12 protein-coding genes are annotated in these 24,447 nt (G+C 71.7%); all 12 read left to right on the forward strand.

What is annotated here, in order from left to right; translation table 11 throughout:
• The first annotated feature begins 32 nt into the window (after positions 1-32).
• Complete coding sequence (locus ACN27F_RS34010) at positions 33-6,392, forward strand: amino acid adenylation domain-containing protein (protein ID WP_421439782.1); 6,360 nt, start codon at positions 33-35, stop codon at positions 6,390-6,392.
• An 18-nt stretch (positions 6,393-6,410) separates the two neighbouring features.
• Positions 6,411-7,442, forward strand: coding sequence for a TauD/TfdA family dioxygenase (locus ACN27F_RS34015; protein WP_421439784.1), 1,032 nt, complete (start codon positions 6,411-6,413; stop codon positions 7,440-7,442).
• Positions 7,443-7,450: 8 nt separating this feature from the next.
• Complete coding sequence (locus ACN27F_RS34020; RefSeq protein WP_421439785.1) at positions 7,451-9,265, forward strand: non-ribosomal peptide synthetase; 1,815 nt, start codon at positions 7,451-7,453, stop codon at positions 9,263-9,265.
• A 27-nt stretch (positions 9,266-9,292) separates the two neighbouring features.
• Entirely contained in the window at positions 9,293-14,161 is a 4,869-nt protein-coding gene (locus tag ACN27F_RS34025; RefSeq protein WP_421439787.1) for an amino acid adenylation domain-containing protein, read from the forward strand.
• A gap of 133 nt (positions 14,162-14,294) precedes the next feature.
• Complete coding sequence (locus tag ACN27F_RS34030; RefSeq protein ID WP_421439789.1) at positions 14,295-15,092, forward strand: thioesterase II family protein; 798 nt, start codon at positions 14,295-14,297, stop codon at positions 15,090-15,092.
• Between the two features lie 15 nt (positions 15,093-15,107).
• Positions 15,108-19,097: a condensation domain-containing protein gene (locus ACN27F_RS34035; RefSeq protein WP_421439791.1), complete on the forward strand. Its 3,990-nt coding sequence runs from the start codon at positions 15,108-15,110 to the stop codon at positions 19,095-19,097.
• Positions 19,098-19,109: 12 nt separating this feature from the next.
• Positions 19,110-19,316, forward strand: a complete 207-nt coding sequence (locus tag ACN27F_RS34040) for an MbtH family protein (protein ID WP_421439793.1) — start codon at positions 19,110-19,112, stop codon at positions 19,314-19,316.
• Positions 19,317-19,492: 176 nt separating this feature from the next.
• Positions 19,493-19,963, forward strand: coding sequence for a cobalamin B12-binding domain-containing protein (locus ACN27F_RS34045; protein ID WP_421439795.1), 471 nt, complete (start codon positions 19,493-19,495; stop codon positions 19,961-19,963).
• Positions 19,963-21,216: a methylaspartate mutase gene (locus tag ACN27F_RS34050; protein WP_421439797.1), complete on the forward strand. Its 1,254-nt coding sequence runs from the start codon at positions 19,963-19,965 to the stop codon at positions 21,214-21,216. Before ACN27F_RS34045 ends, ACN27F_RS34050 begins: the two co-directional genes overlap by 1 nt.
• Positions 21,213-22,223 carry an asparagine synthetase A gene (locus tag ACN27F_RS34055; RefSeq protein ID WP_421439799.1) on the forward strand — a complete coding sequence of 337 codons (1,011 nt, stop codon included), beginning with the start codon at positions 21,213-21,215 and terminating at the stop codon, positions 22,221-22,223. Before ACN27F_RS34050 ends, ACN27F_RS34055 begins: the two co-directional genes overlap by 4 nt.
• The gene (locus tag ACN27F_RS34060; protein WP_421439801.1) at positions 22,220-23,509 is read left to right on the forward strand and encodes a glutamate synthase-related protein; all 1,290 of its coding nucleotides are present in this window, start codon (positions 22,220-22,222) and stop codon (positions 23,507-23,509) included. The genes ACN27F_RS34055 and ACN27F_RS34060 overlap by 4 nt, the downstream gene beginning before the upstream one ends.
• Positions 23,506-24,435, forward strand: coding sequence for a 3-oxoacyl-[acyl-carrier-protein] synthase III C-terminal domain-containing protein (locus ACN27F_RS34065; RefSeq protein ID WP_421439802.1), 930 nt, complete (start codon positions 23,506-23,508; stop codon positions 24,433-24,435). Before ACN27F_RS34060 ends, ACN27F_RS34065 begins: the two co-directional genes overlap by 4 nt.
• The last annotated feature ends 12 nt before the right edge of the window (positions 24,436-24,447 follow it).

Below are 24,447 nucleotides of genomic sequence, written 5' to 3' on the forward strand. Positions count from 1 at the left end.
ACGGCGATACCGACGTAGACGAAGGGGCACCCATGTCAGGCCTGCCATCCGGCGCGCGGCAGCTCAACCCGGCCCAACTCGGCGTCTGGTACGCCCAGCGGATCGACCCGGACAATCCGGTCTTCAACATGGGCGGGTACCTGGAGGTCCGCGGTGCGATAGACCCGGACATGCTGGCGGCCACGCTGCTGACGATGATCAACGAGGACGAGACGTTGCGGTTGCGCTTCGTCGAGGTCGACGGGGTGCCGTGGCAGTACGTCGGGCCGGCACCGGAGATTGACGCGAGCGTGGTCGACCTCAGCGACGAGCCCGACCCCGAGGCCGAGGCCGTGCGGCGGATGCGGGCCGACATGGCGGTCGTCCCCGATCTGGAGTCCGGACCGCTCTACAACCACCTGCTGTTCCAACTCGGTCCCGAGCACTTCATGCTGTACGACCGGGCCCACCACCTGATCCGTGACGGCTATACCACGACGATCGTGCGTCGTCGGTTGGCGGAGATCTACGCCGGTCTGGCCAGCGGAGAGGTCACCGGTACCCCGTTCGGCGCGTTCACCCGGCTGCTGGACGAGCAGTCGGCGTACGTGGGTTCGGCGGCGCAGCGGCGTGACGCGACGTACTGGCGGAAGGTCATGGATGGCGCGACCTACCCCTCGGCGGTGTCGACGGCCGGGCCCGCTACCAACCGGATCGCGCGGCAGAGCGCGCACCTTCCGGAGGAGGTCTTCGCGGCGCTGGTCGACTTCGCGCGGCGGGCGGGGGTCACCTGGCAGCAGGCACTCGTCGCCGCGGCGGTGGTGCACCGGCACCTGTGGACCGGTGAAACCGACGTGGTGCTGAGCCTGCCGATGACCGGCCGGGTCGGCATCACCGGGCGGGACACCCCCGGCATGACGGCCAACGTCCTGCCACTGCGCTGTCAGGTCGAGCCGACCAGCACCGGTGAGTCGTTGGCCGCCCGGATCGCCGCGCAGTCGCTGCGCGCCCAGTGGCACCAGCGCTACGACGCGGCCGACCTGCTGCGGGACCTGGACTGGCCGACCAACGGTCGGCGTCTGTTCGGTCCGGTGATGAACATCGTGGCGGCCGAGGAGGAGCCGCACTTCGTCGGGATGTGGGTGCGTCCGCACCTGTTCGCCACCGGCGGTACCGCCGAGGACCTTTCGACCACGGTGTCCCGCACGGCCGCCGGTTCGGTGCGGATCGACTGTTCGATCGACGAGGCGTACCGGTCCGCTGTGGATCTTGACGCATACCTGCGGAGCTTCCTGCGGCTGGTGGCCGAGCTGACCGCCCGTCCGGGCGTACGCGTCGGCGACCTGGACCTCGTCTCCCCGGCGGAGCGGGATCTCGTCGTGCACGGGTGGAACGACACCGCTGTCCCGGTCGCCGACGGTGACCTCGGCGCGCTTGTCGCCGAGCAGGCCGCGATCGCGCCTGAGCGGACGGCTGTGGTGTGCGGTGCCGACCGGCTCACCTACGGCGAACTGGACGAGCGCGCCAACCGGCTGGCCCACCGCCTCGTCGCGGCGAAGGTCCGCCGCGGCGACCTCGTGGGCGTGCTGTTGGAACGCGGTGTCGATGTCGCGGTCACGCTGCTGGCGGTGGTCCGGGCCGGTGCGGCCTACACCATGCTCGACCCGGAGTTCCCCGACGAGCGGCTCGGCTGGGTGGTGACCGACACCGGAGTGTCGGCAGTGGTGTCCCGGACCGCGCTTGTCGGGCGGCTGCCGGGCGACGCCCGGACGGTCTGCCTCGACACGGACGTGGCGGCCATGGCCGGGTACCCGGCGACCGCACCCGACGTGCCAGTGACCAGCGACGACCCGGCCTGCGTCATGTTCACGTCGGGCTCCACCGGCCGGCCCAAGGGCGTTGTCTCGTCGCACCGGGCACTGGTCGGCACGCTGGTCGGCCAGCGTTACGCCACGTTCGGCCCGGATGAGGTCTTCCTGCAGTGCTCACCGGTTTCCTGGGACGCGTTCTCGCTGGAGTTCTGGGGGGCGCTCGCGTTCGGTGGGGTCTGCGTGCTGCAGCCCGGCCAGCGCCCGGAACCGGCGCTCATCGCCGAGCTGGTGGCCGCGCACGGTGTCACGATGCTGCAGCTCTCCTCCAGCCTGTTCAACTTCCTCGTCGACGAACACCCCGAGGCGTTCGCCGGGGTGCGGCTGGCGTTCACCGGTGGCGAGCCCGCCTCCGCCACGCATGTGGCCCGCATCCTCGATCGGTACGGTGACGCGTTGACGGTCCGCAACGGGTACGGTCCGGCCGAGTCGATGGGCTTCACGACGGTGTACGACGTGCCCGCCGGTCCGCCGGCGGGCACCGGGGTGCCGATCGGGCGGGCCGTGGCCAACAAGCGCGGGTATCTGCTCGACGCCCGGCTGCGTCCGGTCCCGGTCGGCGCGGTCGGTGAGGTCTACCTGGCGGGCACCGGTCTTGCGTACGGGTACCTGGACCGGCCCGGTCTCACGGCGCAACGATTCGTCGCGGACCCGTTCGGCGCGGCCGGTGAGCGGCTCTACCGCACCGGTGATCTGGCCCGTTGGAACGCCGCCGGGCAACTGGAGTTCTGCGGGCGGGCCGACGCGCAGGTGAAGGTCCGCGGGTTCCGGGTCGAACCCGGCGAGGTCGAGGCCGTCCTGCTTGGCCACGACGCGGTTGCCCAGGCCGCCGTTGTCACCGTCGCCGACGGCGCGGGCACCCTGCGGCTGGTCGGCTACGCCACCGGCGAGCCCGGCACCACGCCCGACGGGAGGCAACTGCGGTCCTGGCTGCGCGTCAGGCTCCCCGAGTACCTGGTACCGGCCGCGGTCGTCGTACTGGACCGGTTGCCGCTCACCGCGAACGGAAAGCTGGACCGCCGCGCCCTGCCCGCGCCGGAGTTCGCCGCGGCACCGGCCGGCCGGGCACCCCGCGACGCCCGCGAGGAGCTGCTCTGCGGGCTGTTCGCCGAACTCCTCGAGGTGCCGTCGGTCAGCGTCGACGACGGGTTCTTCGAACTCGGCGGTCACTCGCTGACCGCCGCCCGGCTGGTCAGTCGGATCCGGCACACGCTCGGGTCGGAGCTGGACGTCCGGGACGTCTTCCAGGCCCCGACCGTGGCGGAGCTCGCCACCCGGCTGGCGACCAGCGGCGGTGTCCCCACCCGGCTGCCGCTGACCGCGGGAGCACTGCCGGAGCGGTTGCCGCTGTCGTACGCCCAACGTCGTCTCTGGTTCCTCGACGGCGTCAGCGGCCCGGCCGCGACCTACCATGTGCCGCTGTCGTTCCGGTTCGCCACCCCGGTCGACGCCGACACGCTGCGGAGCGCCTGCGTCGACGTGGCCGACCGGCACGACGTCCTGCGCACCGTCTACCGGTCGGAGGACGGGGAGCCGTATCAGGTCGTGCTGGACGGACACGACATGGCCGTCACGGTGCATCGGTGTGACCCGGCCGAGGTCGACGACCGGCTCGCCGCGGCGGCGCTGGTGCCGTTCGACCTGACCAGGCAGCCGCCGGTCCGGGTCACTCTGTTCGACCTCGGAGCTGCCGGGTCCGTCCTGCTGGTGCTGCTGCACCACATCGCCACCGACGGGCAGTCGGTCCGGCCGCTGGTGGCCGACCTCGCCACGGCCTACGCCGCGCGGTCCGCGGGAAACGCGCCGGACTGGACGCCGCTGCCGGTCCGCTACGCGCACTACGCGCTCTGGCAGCGGGCGATGCTCGGCGACGCGGGCGACCCGGAAAGCGTCCTGGCGCGGGACACCGCGTACTGGCGGCAGGCGCTGGACGGGATCCCCGACGAGTTGCCGCTGCCGTTCGACCGACCCCGACCGGCCGTCACCGATCACCGGGGCGGCGCCGTACCCGTGCGGATCGACGCGGACCTGCACCGGCGCCTGGTGGCCCTCGCCAGGGCGGAGGGCTGCACCGTGTTCATGGTGCTGCAGGCCGCCCTGGCCGCCACGCTGACCCGCCTCGGGGCCGGTACGGACGTGCCGATCGGCTCACCCGTCGCCGGTCGTCCGGACGAGGCGCTCGACGACCTGGTCGGGTTCTTCGTCAACACGCTGGTGCTGCGGACCGACACCGGGGGCGATCCGACGTTCCGGGAGCTGCTCGGCCGGGTCCGGGCCGCCGCGCTGGACGCACTGGCCCACCAGGACATCCCGTTCGACCTGCTCCTCGAAGTGCTCAACCCGCCCCGCTCGTTGGCTCGGCACCCGCTGTTCCAGGTCTGCCTCGCGCTGGAACCGGCGACCGGCGACGGGCTGCGGCTGGGCGGCGCCGAGGCGGCCGCGAGCCAGGTGGTCGACACCGGCTCGGCGAAGTTCGATCTCGATCTGCTGCTGCGCGAGGAGGGCGACGCCGGCATCAGCGGGGTCATGCTGTACCGCGCCGACCTGTTCGACGCCTCGACCGTACGACGGCTCGTTGCCGCGCTGGTGCGGGTGACCGAACAGGCCGTCGTCGACCCGGCCACGCACCTCGAAGAGTTGGCGGTGCTCTCCGCCGACGAGCGACACGCCGTGCTGACGTGGGGCGCCGGCCCCCAGGCTGGCGACGGCACTCTTGCTGAGCGCTTCCAGCGCCGCGCGGTGGCGTGTCCGGGGGCGACGGCGGTGGTGTGCGGTGGTGATCGGTTGAGTTATGGGGAGTTGGAGGTGGCGGCGAATCGGTTGGCGCGGCATCTGTTGAGTGTGGGTGTGGGTCGTGGTGGTGTGGTGGGGGTGTTGTTGCCGCGTGGTGTGGCGATGGCGGTTGTGGTGTTGGCGGTGGTGAAGTCGGGTGCGGCGTACGCGATGTTGGATCCGGAGTTTCCGGATGTGCGGTTGGGTGAGTTGGCGGTGGACGCGGGTGTGGCGGTGGTGGTGACGAATTCGGTGTCGGCGGGCCGGGTGTCGGGTGTGCCGGTGGTGAATGTGGATGAGCCGGTGTGGGGTGGGTTGTCGGGTGATGATCCGGGGGTGGTGGGGGATGAGGGTGACGCGGCGTGTGTGATGTTCACGTCGGGTTCGACGGGGCGGCCGAAGGGTGCGTTGTCGTCGCATCGGGCGGTGGTGGGCACGGTGACCGGTCAGTCCTACGTGGACTTCGGTGGTGTGTGGTTGCAGTGTGCGCCGGTGTCGTGGGATGCGTTCGCGTTGGAGTTCTGGGGTCCGTTGTTGTCTGGCGGGGTGTGTGTGTTGCAGCCGGGTCAGCGGCCGCAGGCTGATCTGATCGCGCGGCTGGTGGTGGAGCATGGGGTGGACACGCTGTTCTTGTCGACCGGGTTGTTCAACCTGATCGTGGATGAGTATCCGGCGGTGTTCGGGGTGTTGCGGCAGGTGATGACGGGTGGGGAGCAGCCGTCGTTGGAGCATGTGTCCCGGCTGCGTCGGGACTGTCCGGAGTTGCGGTTGCTGCATGTGTACGGGCCGGTGGAGAGCATGATCTTCACTCACGCGTATCCCATTGTGGAACCGCCGGGTGCGGTACTGCCGGTGGGTTCGCCGATCGGTGATCGGCGTTGTTATGTGCTGGATGAGCGGTTGCGGTTGGTGCCGGTTGGGATCACCGGGGAGCTCTACGTCTCGGGTACCGGGCTTGCGCACGGGTATCTCGGCCGGAGTGGGTTGACCGCCGGGGCGTTCGTGGCGGACCCGTTCGGTGCGCCTGGTGGGCGGATGTACCGGACGGGTGACCTGGCGCGGTGGAGTGGGTCGGGTGTCGTTGAGTTGATGGGTCGGGCGGATCAGCAGGTGAAGATTCGGGGTTTCCGGGTGGAGCCGGGGGAGGTGGAGGCGGCGTTTGGCCGGCATCCGGCGGTGGGTCGGGTGTTGGTGGTGGCCCGGGCGGATCGGCCTGGTGGCAAGCGGTTGGTCGCGTATGTGGTGCCGGCTGATTCCGGGGTCGGGGTGGATGCGGTGGAGTTGCGGCGGTTCGCGGCGGGGGTGTTGCCGGAGCATATGGTGCCGTCGGCGGTGGTGGTGTTGGTGACGTTGCCGTTGATGGCCAACGGCAAGGTGGACCGTAGGCGGTTGCCTGCGCCGGTGTACGGGGCGTCGGTGCGGGGGCGGGCTGCGCGTGATCCGCGTGAGGCGGTGCTGTGTGATCTGTATGCCGAGATCCTCGGCGTCGAGGCGGTTTCCATCGATGACAGTTTCTTCGACCTCGGCGGCCACTCCCTGCTGGTGCCTCGCCTGGCGAGCCGGCTGCGGGCTGTTCTCGGCGTTGAGGTCGGTATCCGCGAACTTCTCCAGGCGCCGACCGTCGCCGCCCTTTCCGAGCACCTCGACACGCTCACTCCCGGCTCGTCGGCCGGGACCTCGGCACCTCGGCGGCGCCTGCCCGCACTACGTCGGCGCACCCGCGCCGGTGAGCTCATCGACGGCGGCGCGCAAGCCGCCGCGGTCCAGTCCTGAACACAGGGGAGGAACACCATGCCGACCATCGACACGGTCGCCACCATCGATCTCGACGTCAGCTACGAGACAGGCAAGCCACCGATCCTGAAGACGCCGGCGTTCGGCAGCCTCGACGCCGCGACCTCCTGGGTCGGTGAACAGGGCGAGGCGATCCGGGCGGAGCTGAACCGCTCCGGTTGCCTGATGATCCGCGGCGTCCCGGTACGTGATGCCGGTGACTTCGCACGGGTCCGGGACGTGCTGCTGCCCAAGCGTGCCTCGTACAAGGAGAAAGCGACGCCGCGCACCGACTTCGGTGAAGGTGTCTACTCCTCTACCGACCTGCCCGCCGCCCAGCCGATTCGGCTGCACAACGAGAACAGCTACACGCTGGACTTCCCGGCGGTACTGCTGTTCGGCTGTGTGACCGCACCGGAGTCGGGCGGCGCCACCACCGTCGGGGACATGCGCCGAGCGCTGCATCTGATCCCGGCCGACCTGCGTGAACGGTTCGCCACCACGGGCTGGCTGCTGGTACGCAACTTCTCCGAGCTGGCCGGCCTGCCATGGCACACGAGCTTCGCCACCGACGACCCGGCCCAGGTCGAGGCGTACTGCCGCGAGAACGTCATCGGACACGAGTGGCTGCCCGATGGCGAGCTACGTACCCGGCAGCGCCGCTCGGCCATCATCACCCACCCGGTCACCGGCGAGCGGACCTGGTTCAACCACGTCGCCTTCTGGAGCCGGTGGAGCCTCGATCCCGACGTCCGCGACGTGCTGCTCGACACGTACGGCGACGACGGCCTGCCGTTCGACACGTACGTCGGCGACGGAACTCCGCTCACCGAGGCCGAGGCCGCGGCGCTCAACCAGGTGTACGACCAGGTGACCCTCCGCGAGACCTGGCAGGAGGGCGACCTGTTGTTGGTGGACAACATCCTCTGCGCGCACGGCCGGGAGGCGTTCCAGGGCGCTCGGAAGATCCTGGTGGCCATGGGCGACCCGATCGCGCTGGCCGACTGCGACCCGGTCACCGCACCCGCGAACACCGCGTACGGGAAGTGAGCCACACCATGATCGACAATACCGTCAGTGCCGGCCTGGACCTGCTTGACCGGTTGGCCGAGGTGCCCGCCGACCGGTGCGCCGTCGTCTGCGGCAGCCGGACGCTCACGTTCGGCGAGCTGCGTGCCGAGGCAGCCCGGATCGCGGCGGCCCTCGCCGAGCGGGGCGTCGGGCCCGAGCACGTCGTCGCGCTGCACCTGCCGCGCGGTGTCGACCTGGTCGTCGGACTCGTCGGCACACTCACCGCCGGCGCGGCCTACCTTCCGGTGGACCCGCGCCTGCCCGCCGACCGCCGTCGGTACCTCGTCGAAGCGGCCGACGCCGATCTCGTCGTCGGGCCGCCCGGCAGCGTCGGAACGGACGACACCATCGACGGCGTCCCTTACGTTGCGATCGACGCGTTGCTGCCGGTCTGCGGCGATCCGTTCGCCGACGGGTTCCGGCCGGTCCAGGTGCACCCGGACACTCTGGCGTACGTCATCTTCACCTCCGGCTCCACCGGCCGCCCCAAGGGCGTGGAGATCAGCCGCGGCGCCGCGACCGGCCTGCTCGTCGCGCTGGAGCACGCCGGGATCGCCACCACCGACGCCGGCCGGGTGAGCTGGAACGCCTCCCCGTCGTTCGACGCGTCGGTGCAGCAGTGGGTCCGGCTCTGCCGCGGGGACACCGTCGTCATGGTCGACGAGGCGACCAGGGCCGACCCGGCACTGCTCGCCGCGCTGGTCGACGAGAGCGGTCTGACCGACCTGGATCTCACACCGTCGCACGCGGAGCCGCTGCTGGAGCACCTCGCCGAGCGGCACGATCCACGGCGCGGCCCACTCGCCATGCTCGTCGGCGGCGAGGCGATCAGCCCGGACCTGTGGCGTCGTATCGCCGAGCTGACCGAGGCGGGCGTGGTGCGGGCGGTCAACCTGTACGGCCCGACCGAGTGCACGGTCGACGCCGTCGCGGCACCGATCACCGCCGGCACCGGCCCACACATCGGCGCGGTGCTACCGGGACTGCACCTGCACCTGCTCGACGAGTGGCTGCGACCGGTCCCACCCGGCGAGGTCGGTGAGCTGTATCTGGCCGGGCCCCGGGTCGGGCGCGGCTACCGCCGCCGTCCCGGGTTGACCGCCGAGCGGTTCGTCGCCGACCTCGACGGTGCCGGGGGCCGGATGTACCGCACCGGCGACCTGTGCCGTCTGGCCGACGGTCGGCTGGAGTACCTCGGCCGCCGCGACGGCCAGGTCAAGTTGCGCGGCCACCGGCTCGAACTGGGTGAGATCGAGGAGGTCCTCGCCCGGCACCCGGCCGTCGCCGAGGCGGTCGTGGTGCTGCACGAGGATCTGTGGGGTGCGCCCGGTCTGGTGGCCTACGTACGGACCCGGGAGCCGGTCGAGCCGGCCGCCCTGCGCGGGCACGCCGACGGTCAGCTGCCGGCGTACATGGTGCCCTCGGCCGTGGTGGTGCTCGACCGGTTCCCCACGACGACGAACGGCAAGCTGGACCGCGGCGCGCTGGCGGCACCGGCAGCGCCGCTCGCCGGCGACGTCACACCCGGCGACGCCGCGCCGGCCAACGACGAACCGGCTGGCCCGGTCGAGCGACTCATCGCCGGCATCTGGGCGAACGTGCTCCGGGTGGCGCGGATCGGCGCCGAAGACAACTTCTTCAAGCTCGGCGGTCACTCCCTGCTCGCCATCAAGCTGGTCGCCGGTGTGCGCAAGGAACTCGGCGTGCGACTGCCGGTGAAGACCGTCTACGCCAACCCGCGGCTGCGGGATCTGGCCCGCGAAATCGAGTCGCTGCTCGACGCCGAGCGCGTCGGGGTCTGACACCAACGATCGAAGAGGAGGATCGCGATGACCCCGTTGTCGTTCGCGCAGCGCCGTTTGTGGTTTCTCAGCCGTCTCGAAGGGCCGTCACCGGCCTACAACGTTCCGGTCGTGCTGCGCATGACCGGCGTGCCGGAGCGGGCCGTACTGGCGGCGGCGCTGGCCGATGTGGTGCAGCGGCACGAGGTACTGCGGACGGTGTACGACACCGTGGACGGCCAGCCGACCCAGCGGGTGCTGGACCGGCTCGACCTGCCGCTGTTCACCGTCGCCAGCGCGCTGGACACCATCGACGCCGCGGCGGCCCGGTTCGCGAACGAGCCGTTCGACCTGGCTGCCGACGCCCCGATCCGGGCCCGGCTGTTCCTGGCCGGCGACGGGACATCGCTTCTGGTGATCGTGCTGCACCACGTCGCCACCGACGGCTGGTCGATGGGGCCGCTGCTGCGCGACCTGGCGCAGGCGTACGCCGCACGGGCGGCCGGCGGCCCGCCCGGGTGGGAGCCGTTGCCCGTGCAGTACGCCGACTACACGCTCTGGCAGCGTGAGATGCTCGGTGCGGAGGACGACCCGGAGAGCCTCGCCGCCGAGCAGCTCGCCTACTGGCGGGCGGCGCTCGACGGCGCCCCCGAGGTGCTGCCGCTGCCGCTGGACCGGCCCCGGCCGCCCGAGCCGACCGGTGCCGGCGCCCGGGTGAGTACCTGGCTCGACGCGACGACCCACCGCAGACTGCTCGACGTCGGGCGGCACGGCAAGGCCAGCCTGTACATGGTGTTGCAGGCCGGGCTGGCTGCCGCGTTGACCCGGCTCGGTGCCGGTACCGACGTGTCGATCGGCGCCCCGGTCGCCGGTCGGCCCGACGAGGCGCTGCACGACCTGGTGGGATTCTTCGTCAACTCGGTCGTGCTGCGCACCGACGTCTCCGGCGACCCGACGTTCGCCGAGTTGGTCGAGCGGGTACGGGAGACCGACCTGGCGGCGTTCGCGCACGACGATCTGCCGTTCGACCTGCTCGTGGAGCGCCTCAACCCGGCCCGGTCGCTGGCGTACCATCCGTTCTTCCAGGTCATGCTGACCCTGCAGAACGGCGCGCCGCCCGCCGTGCGCCTGGGTGATCTCGACGGTCAGGTCGAACCGGCGGACGTCGCGGGGGCCAAGTTCGACCTCAGCGTGTACTGCACCGAGGTCCGTGGCGCGGCTGGCGAACCGACCGGCATCGACGTGTGGGTGCAGTACGCCGCCGACCTGTTCGACGAGGCGACCGCCCGGCTGGTGCTGGACACCCTCGCGCGGACCTTGCGGGCGCTCGCGGTCGACCCGACGACTCGGGTGGCAGCGGCCGACGTGCTCACCGGCGCGGAGGCCAGCTCGTTGGCCGCCCGGCGGGAGCGGCTCGCCGACACGCTTCCGACGTCTTCCGTCGCCACCGCACCGGGCACGGCCACCGTGCCCCGCACCGCGCGGCAGGAGATCCTCTGCGGACTCTTCGCTGAGGTGCTGGGGCGGCCCGTGATCGGCCCGGACGAGAGCTTCTTCCGCGCCGGCGGCCACTCCCTGCTCGCCGTACGGCTGGTGAACCGGGTGCGGACCGTCCTCGGTGTCGAAGTCGGCGTCCGTGACCTGTTCCTCGCACCCACGGTCGCCGAACTCGACCGCCGCATCGCCGAGCAGGACGGATCCGCCGACCGGCCCGCGTTGGTGCCGGCGCCGCGCCCGGAACGGGTGCCGCTGTCCTACGCGCAGCGCAGGCTGTGGGTGCTGGGCCAGTGGGCGGTGGCGAACCGCGCGTACAACATCCCGATCGTGCTTCGGCTGGACCGGTCGCCGCACGAGCCGAGCCTACGGGCGGCACTGGCCGACGTGGCGGCCCGGCACGAGGCGCTGCGCACGGTGTTTCCGGCTGCGGACGGCGAACCGTACCAGCTGATCCTGCCCGAGGCCCGACCTGAGCTGACCGTAAAGACGACCACGTCGGTCGGCCTTGCCGCCTCCATCGATCAGGCCATCGGTCACGTCTTCGACCTCGCCGTCGACCTGCCGGTGCGCGCCTGGCTGCTGCGGACCACCGACGACGGCGGCTCCACGCTCGTACTGCTGCTGCACCACATCGCCGGCGACGGTGCCTCGCTCGGGCCGCTGCTGCGCGATCTCGCGCAGGCGTACACCGCCCGTACCGCTGGACGGCGGCCGGGATGGCAGCCGCTTGCCGTGCAGTACGCCGACTACACGCTCTGGCAACGGGACCTGCTCGGCGACCCCGCCGACGAGGCCAGCCCGATGGCGGACCACCTGACGTTCTGGAAGAGCGCCCTGGCCGGCGTACCCGAGGTCCTGGAGCTGCCGACGGACCGGCCCCGGCCGGCGGAGCCGTCGCACAACGGCGCCCTCGTGCCGTTCACGCTCGACGCGCGGGTGCACGAACGGCTCGCGCAGGTCGCCCGGGAGACCGGCGCCACGTTGTTCATGGTGCTGCAGGCCGGTCTGGCGGTGCTGCTGTCCCGGTCCGGCGCTGGCACTGACGTCCCGATCGGCACGGTCGTGGCCGGTCGTCCGGACGAGGCGCTCGACGACCTGGTCGGGTTCTTCGTCAACACGCTGGTGCTGCGGACCGACACCGGGGGCGATCCGACGTTCCGGGAGCTGCTCGGCCGGGTCCGTGACGTCGACCTGGCCGCCTACGCGCACCAGGATCTGCCCTTCGAGCGCCTGGTGGAGGAGCTGAACCCGACCCGGTCGACCGCCTACCACCCGCTGGTGCAGGTGATGCTGGTCTGGCAACAGACCGTGGGGGCCGACCTGGCCGACGCCGGCCTGTCCGGCCGGGAGGTGCCGCTCGACACCGGCGTGGCGAAGTTCGACCTCAGCCTCGCCGTCCGCGAACACCGCGACGCCGCCGGTGCGCCGATCGGCATCAGTGGACTACTGGAGTACGCCACCGACCTGTTCGACCCGCCGACCGTCGCGGCGCTCGCCGACCGCCTGGTGCGGCTGCTCGAAGCGATCGTGGCCGACCCCGACGTCAGGGTCGCCGACATCGACCTCCTGGCCGTCGGTGAAGCCGACCTGGTGCTCGGCTGGGGTGCCGGCCCCCAGGCCGGTACCGGCCGGATTCCCGAGGTGTTTCGGCGCCGCGCGGTGGCGTGTCCGGGGGCGACGGCGGTGGTGTGCGGTGGTGATCGGTTGAGTTATGGGGAGTTGGAGGTGGCGGCGAATCGGTTGGCGCGACATCTGCTCAGCCGGGGTGTGGGTCGTGGTGGTGTGGTGGGGGTGTTGTTGCCGCGTGGTGTGGCGATGGCGGTTGTGGTGTTGGCGGTGGTGAAGTCGGGTGCGGCGTACGCGATGTTGGATCCGGAGTTTCCGGATGTGCGGTTGGGTGAGTTGGCCGCGGACGCGGGTGTGGCGGTGGTGGTGACGAATTCGGTGTCGGCGGGCCGGGTGTCGGGTGTGCCGGTGGTGAACGTCGACGAGTCTGTCTGGGATGGGCTGGTCGGTGATGATCCGGGGGTGGTGGGGGATGAGGGTGACGCGGCGTGTGTGATGTTCACGTCGGGTTCGACGGGGCGGCCGAAGGGTGCGTTGTCGTCGCATCGGGCGGTGGTGGGCACGGTGACCGGTCAGTCCTACGTGGACTTCGGTGGTGTGTGGTTGCAGTGTGCGCCGGTGTCGTGGGATGCGTTCGCGTTGGAGTTCTGGGGTCCGTTGTTGTCTGGCGGGGTGTGTGTGTTGCAGCCGGGTCAGCGGCCGCAGGCTGATCTGATCGCGAGCCTGGTGGTGGAGCATGGGGTGGACACGCTGTTCTTGTCGACCGGGTTGTTCAACCTGATCGTGGATGAGTATCCGGCGGTGTTCGGGGTGTTGCGGCAGGTGATGACGGGTGGGGAGCAGCCGTCGTTGGAGCATGTGTCCCGGCTGCGTCGGGACTGTCCGGAGTTGCGGTTGCTGCATGTGTACGGGCCGGTGGAGAGCATGATCTTCACTCACGCGTATCCCATTGTGGAACCGCCGGGTGCGGTACTGCCGGTGGGTTCGCCGATCGGTGATCGGCGTTGTTATGTGCTGGATGAGCGGTTGCGGTTGGTGCCGGTTGGGATCACCGGGGAGCTCTACGTCTCGGGTACCGGGCTTGCGCACGGGTATCTCGGCCGGAGTGGGTTGACCGCCGGGGCGTTCGTGGCGGACCCGTTCGGTGCGCCTGGTGGGCGGATGTACCGGACGGGTGACCTGGCGCGGTGGAGTGGGTCGGGTGTCGTTGAGTTGATGGGTCGGGCGGATCAGCAGGTGAAGATTCGGGGTTTCCGGGTGGAGCCGGGGGAGGTGGAGGCGGCGTTTGGCCGGCATCCGGCGGTGGGTCGGGTGTTGGTGGTGGCCCGGGCGGATCGGCCTGGTGGCAAGCGGTTGGTCGCGTATGTGGTGCCGGCTGATTCCGGGGTCGGGGTGGATGCGGTGGAGTTGCGGCGGTTCGCGGCGGGGGTGTTGCCGGAGCATATGGTGCCGTCGGCGGTGGTGGTGTTGGTGACGTTGCCGTTGATGGCCAACGGCAAGGTGGACCGTAGGCGGTTGCCTGCGCCGGTGTACGGGGCGTCGGTGCGGGGGCGGGCTGCGCGTGATCCGCGTGAGGCGGTGCTGTGTGATCTGTATGCCGAGATCCTCGGCGTCGAGGCGGTTTCCATCGATGACAGTTTCTTCGACCTCGGCGGCCACTCCCTGCTGGCCGCGAAGCTCGGCAGCCGGATCAGCGCGGTGCTCGGCATCGAGGTCAGCATCCGCGACGTGTTCCAGGCGCCGACCGTCGCCGCGCTCACCGAGCACCTGGCAGGGCGTACGGCGGTGCCCGAGCCCGACGTGCAGCAGCGGCCGGCACTGCGGCGACGCACTCGGGCCGGCACGCGACTGTGACGCGATCGGGAGGCCGGGCGGGCGACGCTGCCGTCGGACTGCCGCCGTACCTGCCGTTCACCGGCGCCTGCGCTCACTAGCGTCGTCGGCAGGGACGTCGACCGAATCCACCTACTGTGTATTGGAGCGACTCGTGAGCCCTGCCCACACCGCTGCCACCGGCAGCGACCCCGAGGACGTCGTCTGGGTGCTACCCGGCACGGCGACACCGCCCCGGGTGTCCCTGCTCGTGCTGCCGCACTCCGGCGGCAACGCCCACTCGTACGCGCCGTGGCGGGAGTTGCTCCCCGCCGACGTGCGCCTGCTGATCGGTCAGTACCCGGGCCGAGGCGCTCGGTTCAGCGAGCCGCCAGGCGCGTCGATCGCCGACCTTGCCGGCCCGGTCGTCCGCTGTCTGCCGCCCGACACCGGCGACCTGGTCGTCCTCGGGCACAGCATGGGGTCGCTCGTCGCGTTCGAGGCGGCCCGGGAACTCACCGAGTCCGGTCAGCCGCCCAGCGCACTGATCGCGTCGGCCTGCCGGCCGCCCTACCTGCCGAACCCGAGCCCTGTCCACCCTGGCCAGCTCGACGACGACGCGCTCGTCGCCGCGATCAAGGCGCGCGGCGGCACCGACGACGGCATCCTCGACGAGCCCGAACTACGCGAGGTCGTCATGCCGTCGATCCGAGCTGACTTCGCCATCGACGACGCGTACCGGTTCACCACCGACCCGGCGGTACTGACCTGCCCGGTGACCGTCATCGGTGGAGCGGTCGACCCGGTCGTCCCGGCGAGCGCGCTGCCCGGATGGTCGGCCACCACCTGCGCGACGGCAGCGGTCGAGCTGATGCCCGGCGGCCACTTCTACTTCCAGCAGCAGCTGCCCGCGTTCCTGTCGCTCGTCACCAGCGTCCTCGACGCGGTCACGGCCGAGCGCCAGCCCGCCTGACCCGCAGGAGTTCCGATGACCGTCGCCGTCGCCGAGCCGCCCGTCGAGGTGGCCGCAACCGTTGACACCACAGTTGACGGTGAGCCGCTTGCCGTGCCGCGCGCACCCGTGCTCGATCTTGTCGTCGGGTGGGCGGCGCAGGCACCCGAGCGGGCCGCTCTGGTCCACGACACCGCACGGCTGAGCTACCGGGAACTGGTCGCCGCATACACCGCGCGAGCCGAGGAGCTGCGGGCAGCCGGTGCCGGACCCGGCCGACTGGTCGCGGTCCGACAGCAGCGCGGGATCGACGCGGTCGTCACCATCCTGGCCGTGCTGCGGACCGGGGCCGGCTACCTGCCGCTCGACCCGGCCGTCGGTGACGTCCGCACCAACGCCATCCTCACCGACGCGTCGGCAGGCACGCCCCCACCACCCGACGCGTTCGGCCCCGGCGGCACCGCGGTCCTGCCCGGGCCGGGTGCCGGACCACAGGTCGCCTACGTCATCTACACCTCCGGCTCGACCGGCGTGCCGAACGGTGTCGTCATCGGCCACGAGGCGCTCGAACACTTCGTCGCAGCCGCCCGGCAGCGCTACGGCATCGGCCCGGCCGACCGGGTGCTGCAGTTCGCCCCGCTGCACTTCGACGCCAGCGTCGAGGAACTGTTCGTCACGCTCTGCGCGGGCGGCACGCTCGTCCTGCGTACCGACGACATGCTCGACGTGCCGGCGCTGCTGGCCGGCTGCGCCGCGCACGGGGTGACCGTCCTGGACCTGCCGACCGCGTACTGGCACGAACTCGCGTACGCGGTCGCCACCGGCGCGGCGACGCTTCCCCCGGCGGTACGGACCGTCATCATCGGCGGCGAGGCCGCGCTGCCCGAGCGGGTCGCCAGGTGGTGCGCCACCGTCGGCCCGGCGGTGCGGCTGCTCAACACGTACGGCCCGACCGAGGCCACCGTGGTGGCCACCGTCGCCGACCTCTCCACCTTCGCCGGTGCCGCGGTGCCGATCGGCCTGCCGCTGCCCGGCGTGCGCGCCGCGGTGGTGGACGGGGAGCTGTGGATCTCCGGTCCGGCTCTCGCCCGCGGCTACCTCGGCCGTCCGGAGCTGACCGCCCGGCGGTTCACCACGCGTGCCGGTGTCCCGGCCTACCGCACCGGTGACGTGGTGGAGCTGCTGCCCGATGGGCAGCTCGGTTTCGTCCGCCGGGTCGACGACGAGGTGAAGATCAGCGGGTACCGGATCGACCCGGCCGCCGTGGAGTCCGTGCTGCTGGCGCATTCGGCCGTCCGGGAGGCGGCCGTCGTCGCGCAGGACCTGCCCGGCGGCGGCAAGCGGCTGCTCGGGTACGTCGTGGCGGCGGGCGAGGTCGAGGTCGAGGTAGCGCAGCTGCGGGCGCACCTGGCCGGCCGGCTACCCGCACCCGCCATCCCGAGCGTGCTGCACATCCTGGCCGCCCTGCCGTACACCAGCACCGGAAAGGTAGACCGTAGGCTGCTGCGCGCCGGGCCGCCGGAGGCCGCCGGGCCCGACGACGAAGACCTCGTGCCGCTGTCGTACGCCCAGCGCCGGCTCTGGCTCCTCAGCCGCCTCGAAGGGCCGTCCCCGGCCTACAACGTGCCGGTCGTGCTCCGCCTGACCGCGGTGCCCGACCCGACGGCGCTGCGGGCGGCGCTCGGCGACGTGGCCGACCGGCACGAAGCGCTGCGTACCGTGTTCGGCACCACCGGTGGCGAGCCGTACCAGCGGATCCTCGCTACCACGGACGTCCCGTTCAGCACCGTCGCCTGTACACCCGAGTCAGTGGACGCCGCGGTCGCCGGATTCGCGAACGAGCCCTTCGACCTCGCCGTCGACCTGCCGATCAGGGCGCGGTTGTTCATCACCGGCGACACCGCGCACCTCGCGGTCGTCGTGCACCACGTCGCCACCGACGGTGCGTCGATGGGACCGCTGCTGCGTGACCTGTCCACCGCGTACACCGTGCGCGCCACCGGCATCGCGCCGGACTGGGAGCCGCTGCCGATCCAGTACGCCGACTACACCCTCTGGCACCAGGAACTGCTCGGCAGCCCCGACGACCCGGGTAGCCGGCTGTCCAGACAGGTGGATTTCTGGCGTACGGCGCTGCGCGGCGCACCGACCGTGCTCGACCTGCCGGCCGACCGTCCCCGCCCGGCCGAGCCGACCGGCCGGGGTGCCTCGACCATGGTCCGCCTCGACGCCGACACCCACCGTGGGCTCGTGGCGCTCGCCCGTCGGCAGCGGGCCAGCCTGTTCATGGTGCTGCAGGCCGGGCTCGCCGCCGCGCTGTCGCGGTTGGGCGCCGGCGAGGACATCCCGATCGGCACCCCGGTCGCCGGGCGGCCCGACGAGGCGCTACGCGACCTGGTCGGCTTCTTCGTCAACACGCTCGTGCTGCGGACCGACGTGAGCGCCGACCCGGCACTCGATGAGCTCGTGGCCCGGGTCCGCGACGCCGACCTGACCGCCTACGAGCACCAGGACCTGCCCTTCGACCTGCTGGTCGAGCGGCTCAACCCGGCCCGGTCGCTGGCGTACCACCCGTTGTTCCAGGTGATGCTGACGTTGCAGGACGGTGGGCTGCCCGCGGTGCGCCTCGGCGACATCGAGGGACGGATCGAGGCGGCCGACCTGGTCGCGGCGAAGTTCGACCTCTCCGTGGCCTGCGTGGAGCTGCGCGATGCCGCGGGCGCGCCGGCCGGGATCGAGGCGTGGCTGGAGTACGCCGTCGACTCCTTCGACGAGGAGGGCGCGCGGCTGGTCATGGAGGTGTTCGACCGGATCCTGCGGACTCTCGCGACCGACCCGTCGGTCCGGGTAGGCGCCGCCGCCGTGCTGACCACCGCGCAGACCCGCGCCCTCGCCGATCGCCGGGCCCGGCTCGCCGAGCTGGCCGCATCCGCCGCATCCGCCGCATCCGCATCCGCCGTGGTCGTGCCGGTCGCCGGATCCGGCCGCCGGCTCACCGTCCTGCGTGGACTCTTCGCCGAGGTGCTCGGCCTGCCGTCGGTCGGGCCGGAGCAGAACTTCTTCGACCTCGGCGGGTACTCGTTGCTGGCGCTGCGGCTGGCCAACCGGGTACGGGCGGAACTGGGGGTGGAGGTCGGCATCCGGGACCTGTTCCTCGCGCCGACCGCTGCCGAGCTGGACCGGCGGATCGGTGCCGCCGACCGGTCCGGTGACGCCCTGGCCGTGCTGCTGCCGCTGCGTACCCAGGGGGACCGGCCGCCGCTGTTCTGCGTGCACCCGGTCGCCGGGACGAGCTGGCCGTACGCTGGTCTCACCGGACACCTGCACCCGGACCAGCCGGTCTACGGACTGCAGACCCGCGCCGCGACCGAGCCGGGCTACCGGGCGACCAGCGTGGCGGAGATGGCTGCGGACTACCTGGCGCAGGTGCGTCGGGTCCAGCCCGATGGGCCGTACCGGTTGCTCGGCTGGTCCTTCGGCGGTGTCGTCGCGCACGAGATGGCGGCCCGGCTACGCGCCGAGGGCGCCGAAGTCGAGCTGCTCGCCCTGCTCGACTCCTATCCGGTGCTGCCCAGTGAGCCGCAGGGCCCACTGACCGAGCCGGAGATCCTGGAGATGCTGTTCGGCCCGGACACTGGCCAGCCGGATCTACCGGACGGGTTCTTCGACCGCTACGACCGGGACGCCGTCGTACGGATGCTGCGCCGGCGGGAACCGGTCCTCGCCGGGCTCACCGACTCGGAGGTCGGCGCGCTCGTCGACGCCTCCGTCAATCATGCGGAGATCATGCGGGCCCACCGGCCCGACGTGTTCCGCGGCGATGCGTTGTTCTTCACGGCCACCGCCGACAAAGGACCGCATTCGCCCACCGTCGAGCGCTGGCAGCCGTACGTCGACGGCGAGGTGACTCGGCACGCGTTGGACGTGCACCACCTGAGAATGACCGAGCCGGAACCGCTCGCCGAGATCGGCGCGACGATTTCCGTTACGTTGGCGGCGCTGGACTCCCGGCGCCTACCGCAATGATGAGGAGCTGAGATGGCCAATCCGTTCGACAACGCCGACGGCGCTTTCATGGTGCTGGTCAACGACGAGGGGCAGCACTCCCTCTGGCCGGAGTTCGCGCCGGTGCCCGAGGGCTGGACAGTCGTCAAGCAGACCGCTCCCCGGCAGGAGTGCCTGGACTTCATCGAGGAGAACTGGACCGACATCCGTCCCCGGTCCCTGGTCGCCCAGTACACCTGACCGCAATTCCCACCGAAGGCGGGCCGTGTGGTTCACACACGGCCCGCCTTTTGCGTGCTGATTTCCTGCGGTACCGACTGCCGTGACGGCTGCCGCCACAACTGCCGATCGACATCTCTTCGATTACCTACATTCAACTCGTGCCCAAAACATCGCAGCCGAGAATGACGGTTCTGGTGACCGGAGCGGCATCCGACTCCCACACCTGGAACCTCATGTTCCTGCAGCTGTTCATCGAGGAACAGGGCCACCGGGTCGTCAACCTCGGCCCGTGCGTCCCGCCGACGCTGCTGGCGGACTCGTGCCGGACGGTGGCACCGGACCTCGTCGTGCTCAGCAGCGTCAACGGGCACGGCTACCCCGACGGGCTGCGCGCGGTCACCCAGCTGCGCGAGCGGCTCCGCTCGGCGGCGCCGCCCGTCGTGATCGGCGGCAAGCTCGGGGTGGCCGGACCACTCGCCGCCGAGCAGGTGCGCCGGCTGCGCACGGCCGGCTTCGCCGCGGTGTTCGACGGCGGCGACCTCGACAGCTTCCAGGACTACCTGCACCGGCTGGCAGCCGGTGCGGCGGCCACCATGCCGGCCACACATCGAGTGGCCACCATGCCGGCCACCCCTTCACCGGCCGCCGTGCGGGCGGGGCTGTGATGACCGGCGCGATGACCTCCTTCGGCGAGTTCGTCATCGCCGCAGCGGCCGCCGGTCGGCTGGTCGTCCAGCCCCGGATGGGCTTCAGCGACCCCCGCCAGATGCGGGCCGGCCTGGAATGCACGAGATTCGCGGCAGCCACCACGGTCGGAACGATCACCCTGGACAGCTACACCCGGCTCGGCGACCACCAAGCCGTACACCGCACGCTCGCCGCCGGGACACCGCTCAACGGGTATCCCATCGTGGCGTACCCGCTGAGTCGGACCCGCGCGTTGCTCGACGGGGTACTCGACCCGACGTTCCCGATCCAGGTACGGCATGGTTCGTCTCGCCCGCAGCAGATCGTCCGGGCGCTGACCGCCGCTGGTCTCGACGCCACCGAGGGCGGTCCGGTCTCCTACTGCCTGCCGTACGGCCGCACGCCGCTGCGGGAGTCGGTGACGAACTGGGAACGCGCCTGCCGCCTGCTGGTCCAGCGGGTCGCGGCGCCGCGGGTACCGCACCTGGAGACGTTCGGCGGCTGCCTGCTCGGCCAGCTCTGCCCACCCGGTCTGCTGGTGGCGATCAGCCTGCTGGAGGCGCTGTTCTTCGCCCGGCACGGCATCGGCAGCGTGTCGTTGAGCTATGCGCAGCAGACCGACCCGGCACAGGACGAGGAGGCGGTGCGGGCGCTGCGCCGGCTCGCCGGTGAGTTCCTGCCGGCGCACGTCGACCGGCATGTCGTGCTCTACGCCTACATGGGGGTGTATCCGACGTCGGCCGCCGGCGCGCGGCGGCTGCTGGAGACCGCCGCCGAGCTCGCCGTCCGGTCCGGTGCCGAACGGCTGATCGTCAAGACGGTCGCCGAGGCGCACCGCATCCCCACCGTCGCGGAGAACGTGGCCGCGCTGGAGACCGCCGCCACCGTCGCGGCGGTGACCGAACGGCAGGACGGACCCGGCCCTGCCGCCGACACCGGCGTGTACGCCGAGGCGCGGACGCTCATCGAGGCCGTGCTGGAGCTGGCCGCCGACCCGGGCCGCGCGCTGCTCGCAGCGTTCGCCCGCGGTGTGCTGGACGTTCCCTACTGCCTGCACCCCGACAACGCCGGCCGCGCACGCGGCTACATCGACGACGGTGGGCGGCTGCGGTGGGCGACGGTCGGCCGGATGCCGATCAGACCCGATACGACGCCGGGCGACCGGGCCGCCATGACGTCGACGCGGCTGCAGTCGGCCCTGAACCACGTGGCCCAAAGCTTCGACCGATGAACGCGGAGGCAGACATGCAGCAGCAGGAGCCGTGCGGGCTGGCCCCGCTCGGGGAGCACCTGAGCGCACCGACGACCAGAGCGGCGATGCTCGTGCAGCAGGAGGCCTTGACAGCGGCGCGGGAGTACCTGCGCGGCCAGGGTTTCGTGGAGCTGCTGCCGCCGCTGGTCGGGCCGGTGACCGATCCCGGCGGGCGGGGCGCCAAGGCGCTCGACGTCGACTACTACGGGCATCCGTACAAGCTGATGACCAGTGCCATCCTGTACAAGCAGGCGTCGCTGCGCGGCTTCGACCGGCTCTTCTACGTGGCCCCGAACGTGCGCGTCGAGCCGCCGGAGACCGCGACGACCGGCCGCCACCTGGTCGAGTTCCACCAGATCGACGTGGAGATCGCCGGTGCCGACCGGGACGGCGCGATGGCCGTCGCCGCCGGTCTGCTCCAGCACGTGGTCCGACGCGTCTGGCAGGAGGTGCCGGACGTGCTGCGCGGCCTCGGCCGCGACGAGGTCACCTTCGCCGAGTTGCTCGCCGGCGGCTTCGAGGTCTGCACGCACGCCGAGGCGGTCGCCCGGCTGCACGACAGCGGGCACGCCCAGAGCGGCGACGCCGAAATCGACTGGGCGGGTGAGGAACTGCTGTCGGACAAGGCGGACCGGCCGTTCTTCGTCACCGACTATCCGAAGGGCTCCCGGGGCTTCTACGACCGGGAGGATCCGCAGCGGCCGGGCACCCTGCGCAACTTCGACCTCATCGCGCACGGCGGCTACGGCGAGCTCGTCAGCGGCAGCGAGCGCGAGGTCGACTACCGCACGATCGTCACCCGGATGCGGGAGAGCGGCGAGAACCCGGCCAAGTACGACTGGTACCTGCGGATCGCCCGCGAGGGCATTCCGGCCAGCGCCGGGTTCGGCATGGGGGTGCAGCGGCTGGTCCGTTACCTCACCGGGTTGGACACGCTCTGGCAGGTCAGCGCCTACCCGAAGCTCCCCGGGGTGGTGGCGCCGTGAAGAACCTCACGGCCGTGGAGCTGCCGGAGGCGCAGATCCGGCTGCGGGCCCGCACCGGTACGGCGGCGGTGTTCCCGCCGGCCGGCGAGTACGGCACCCGGCTGTTCGGCGCGGCGTCGCCGGTCGACACCGGTGACCCACTGGACCGCGCGCGGCTCGCGCCCCCGGTGTTCATGCCACTGCGGCTGGAGAAACTCATCGACCTCGGCCGCGAGCCCCTGCACGACGACGTCGACCTGCGCACCGGGATCGGCGGCTTCACCAGCAGCCTGCCGGTGTTCCTCTCCGCGTTCGGATCGACCCAGGCGGGCAGTGGCGATCTCGCGATCGCCGCCAGCCGCCAGGCGGGCCGACTCGGCGTGCCGATGGTGATCGGCGAGAACATGGTCCCGGTGCACGGCTACCGCCGCGGTGGTGCCGCGTCGCCGCTGCTGGCCCGGATCAGCGAGTACCTCGCGCAGGCCGACGATCGGCTCGGCGGGGTGGTCGTGCAGCAGAGCACCGAGGACGCCGACTGCGAGGTGTGGAACCTGGTCTACAGCGACCCGGCGACCGGGCCGCTGCTGGCGTCGGGCCGGCTGGCCTTCGAACTGAAGGTCGGCCAGGGCGCCAAGCCGGGCCTGGGCGGCATGACCGTGCTGCCGGCCGCCGAGGCGGACCGGCTGGCCGACCGGTTCGCCGTCAGCGACGTGCTGGACGCGGGCAGCCGGCTGCGCTGCGCCAGCCCGGGCACGTTCACCGCCGAGATCGTCCGCCAGCAGCTGCGGTTCATGCGCAACAACTTCCCGAAGGCGCGGATCTGGGTGAAGTTCCACCCGGGCCGGGACATCGCCGAGGCGGTCGACGCGGCCTGGCGGGCCGGCGCCGACGCGGTGACGGTCGACGGCGCGGAGGGCGGTGCCGGCTGGGCACCCCTGGGCTTCCTCGACGGGGTCGGGCTGCCGCTGGCCGAGTGTCTGCGCCGCATCGGCCAGCCCACCGGGTGTCTGCTGGTCACCGGCCGGATGTGGGAGGGCGGCCGGGTGGTCCGCGCTCTCGCGCTCGGCGCGAGGGCGGCCGGGCTCGGCCGCGCGGCTCTGCTCGCGGTCGACGAGGACCCCGACGCCGGCCTGGTGCGGCTCGTGGAAAGCCTGGCGCTGGAGTGCCGGCTGCTGATCAGCGCGCTCGGAAAGTACGCACCGGACGCACTCGCCCCGGAGGACGTGTGGTGGCCGGACCCGCCAGCACGGTGGACGCCGGTGCCGGACGACCTGCCCGCCGTCGAGCGAATCGGAGGACAGCCATGACCGCCCTGCTGGACGTCGGGTGCCACCTGCCCGACACGAGCGTCGACATCGCCGACATCGGTGCATCCATCGGCACCGACGACAGCCTGATGCGGACATTTCGTCGGTTCTACGGGCTTGGCTCGGTCCGCCGGGCACCCGGGCAGGACGTCCGCGCAATCCTCACCGCTGCCGCCACGAACCTGACCGAACTGCGTGGCAACGAGGACCGGGTGCGGTACGTGATCGCCGCGCGCACCGTCGCCACCGTCGCCACGGTCGGCGAGCGTCCGGTCGAGGACGTCTGCGCCGCGCTCGGCCTGACCAACGCGGTCGTGTTCACCCTGACCCAGCACGCCTGCGCCGGCGGGCTGCTGGCGGTGCGGCTCGCCGGTGAACTGCTCGACGCCGACGGCGACCCGGCCGCGCTCGCCCTCATCCTGGTCGGGGAGAAGGTTTTCAGCCCGACGCTGGAGATGATCCCGGAGAGCACCGTGATGGGCGAGTCGACCGCCGCGTGCCTGGTCACCGCCGGTGGTGAGCGGGACCGGCTGCTCGGGTACGCCACCCGCACGATCGGCCGGTACTGCGAGGGGTTCCCGCCGTTCGCGCTCGATCCGGACTTCCTCAAAGACCACAACGAGCTGCTCGCCGGCGTCATGCGGCAGGCATGCCGGCAGGCCGGACTGGACGTCGCGGACCTGGCGCTGGTCCTGCCACACAACGTCAACCGGCTCTCCTGGTCGTGGACCTGCCGGTTGCTGGACATTCCGCTGGCGCGGGTCTTCCTCGACAACATCCCGGTCACCGGGCACTGCTTCACCGCCGACCCGTTCATCAACTACATCCACGCCCGCGCCGCCGGCCGGCTGCGGCCCGGAGACCCGTACCTGATGGCCTCCGTGGGTCTGGGCGCGACGTTCTCCGCCGCGGTCCTGCGTCACTGAGCATGAAGGGAA

It is taken from the genome of Solwaraspora sp. WMMB335 (assembly GCF_049179075.1).
Taxonomy (GTDB): Bacteria; Actinomycetota; Actinomycetes; order Mycobacteriales; family Micromonosporaceae; genus Micromonospora_E.

Excerpts from the sequence above, each read along its gene's own strand:
- ACN27F_RS34025 (WP_421439787.1), top strand. The coding sequence starts at position 9,293 with ATGACCCCGTTGTCGTTCGCGCAGCGCCGTTTGTGGTTTCTCAGCCGT.
- ACN27F_RS34015 (WP_421439784.1), top strand. The coding sequence starts at position 6,411 with ATGCCGACCATCGACACGGTCGCCACCATCGATCTCGACGTCAGCTAC.
- ACN27F_RS34020 (WP_421439785.1), top strand. The coding sequence starts at position 7,451 with ATGATCGACAATACCGTCAGTGCCGGCCTGGACCTGCTTGACCGGTTG.
- ACN27F_RS34040 (WP_421439793.1), top strand. The coding sequence starts at position 19,110 with ATGGCCAATCCGTTCGACAACGCCGACGGCGCTTTCATGGTGCTGGTC.
- ACN27F_RS34035 (WP_421439791.1), top strand. The coding sequence starts at position 15,108 with ATGACCGTCGCCGTCGCCGAGCCGCCCGTCGAGGTGGCCGCAACCGTT.
- ACN27F_RS34055 (WP_421439799.1), top strand. The coding sequence starts at position 21,213 with ATGAACGCGGAGGCAGACATGCAGCAGCAGGAGCCGTGCGGGCTGGCC.
- ACN27F_RS34050 (WP_421439797.1), top strand. The coding sequence starts at position 19,963 with ATGACCGGCGCGATGACCTCCTTCGGCGAGTTCGTCATCGCCGCAGCG.
- ACN27F_RS34065 (WP_421439802.1), top strand. The coding sequence starts at position 23,506 with ATGACCGCCCTGCTGGACGTCGGGTGCCACCTGCCCGACACGAGCGTC.
- ACN27F_RS34010 (WP_421439782.1), top strand. The coding sequence starts at position 33 with ATGTCAGGCCTGCCATCCGGCGCGCGGCAGCTCAACCCGGCCCAACTC.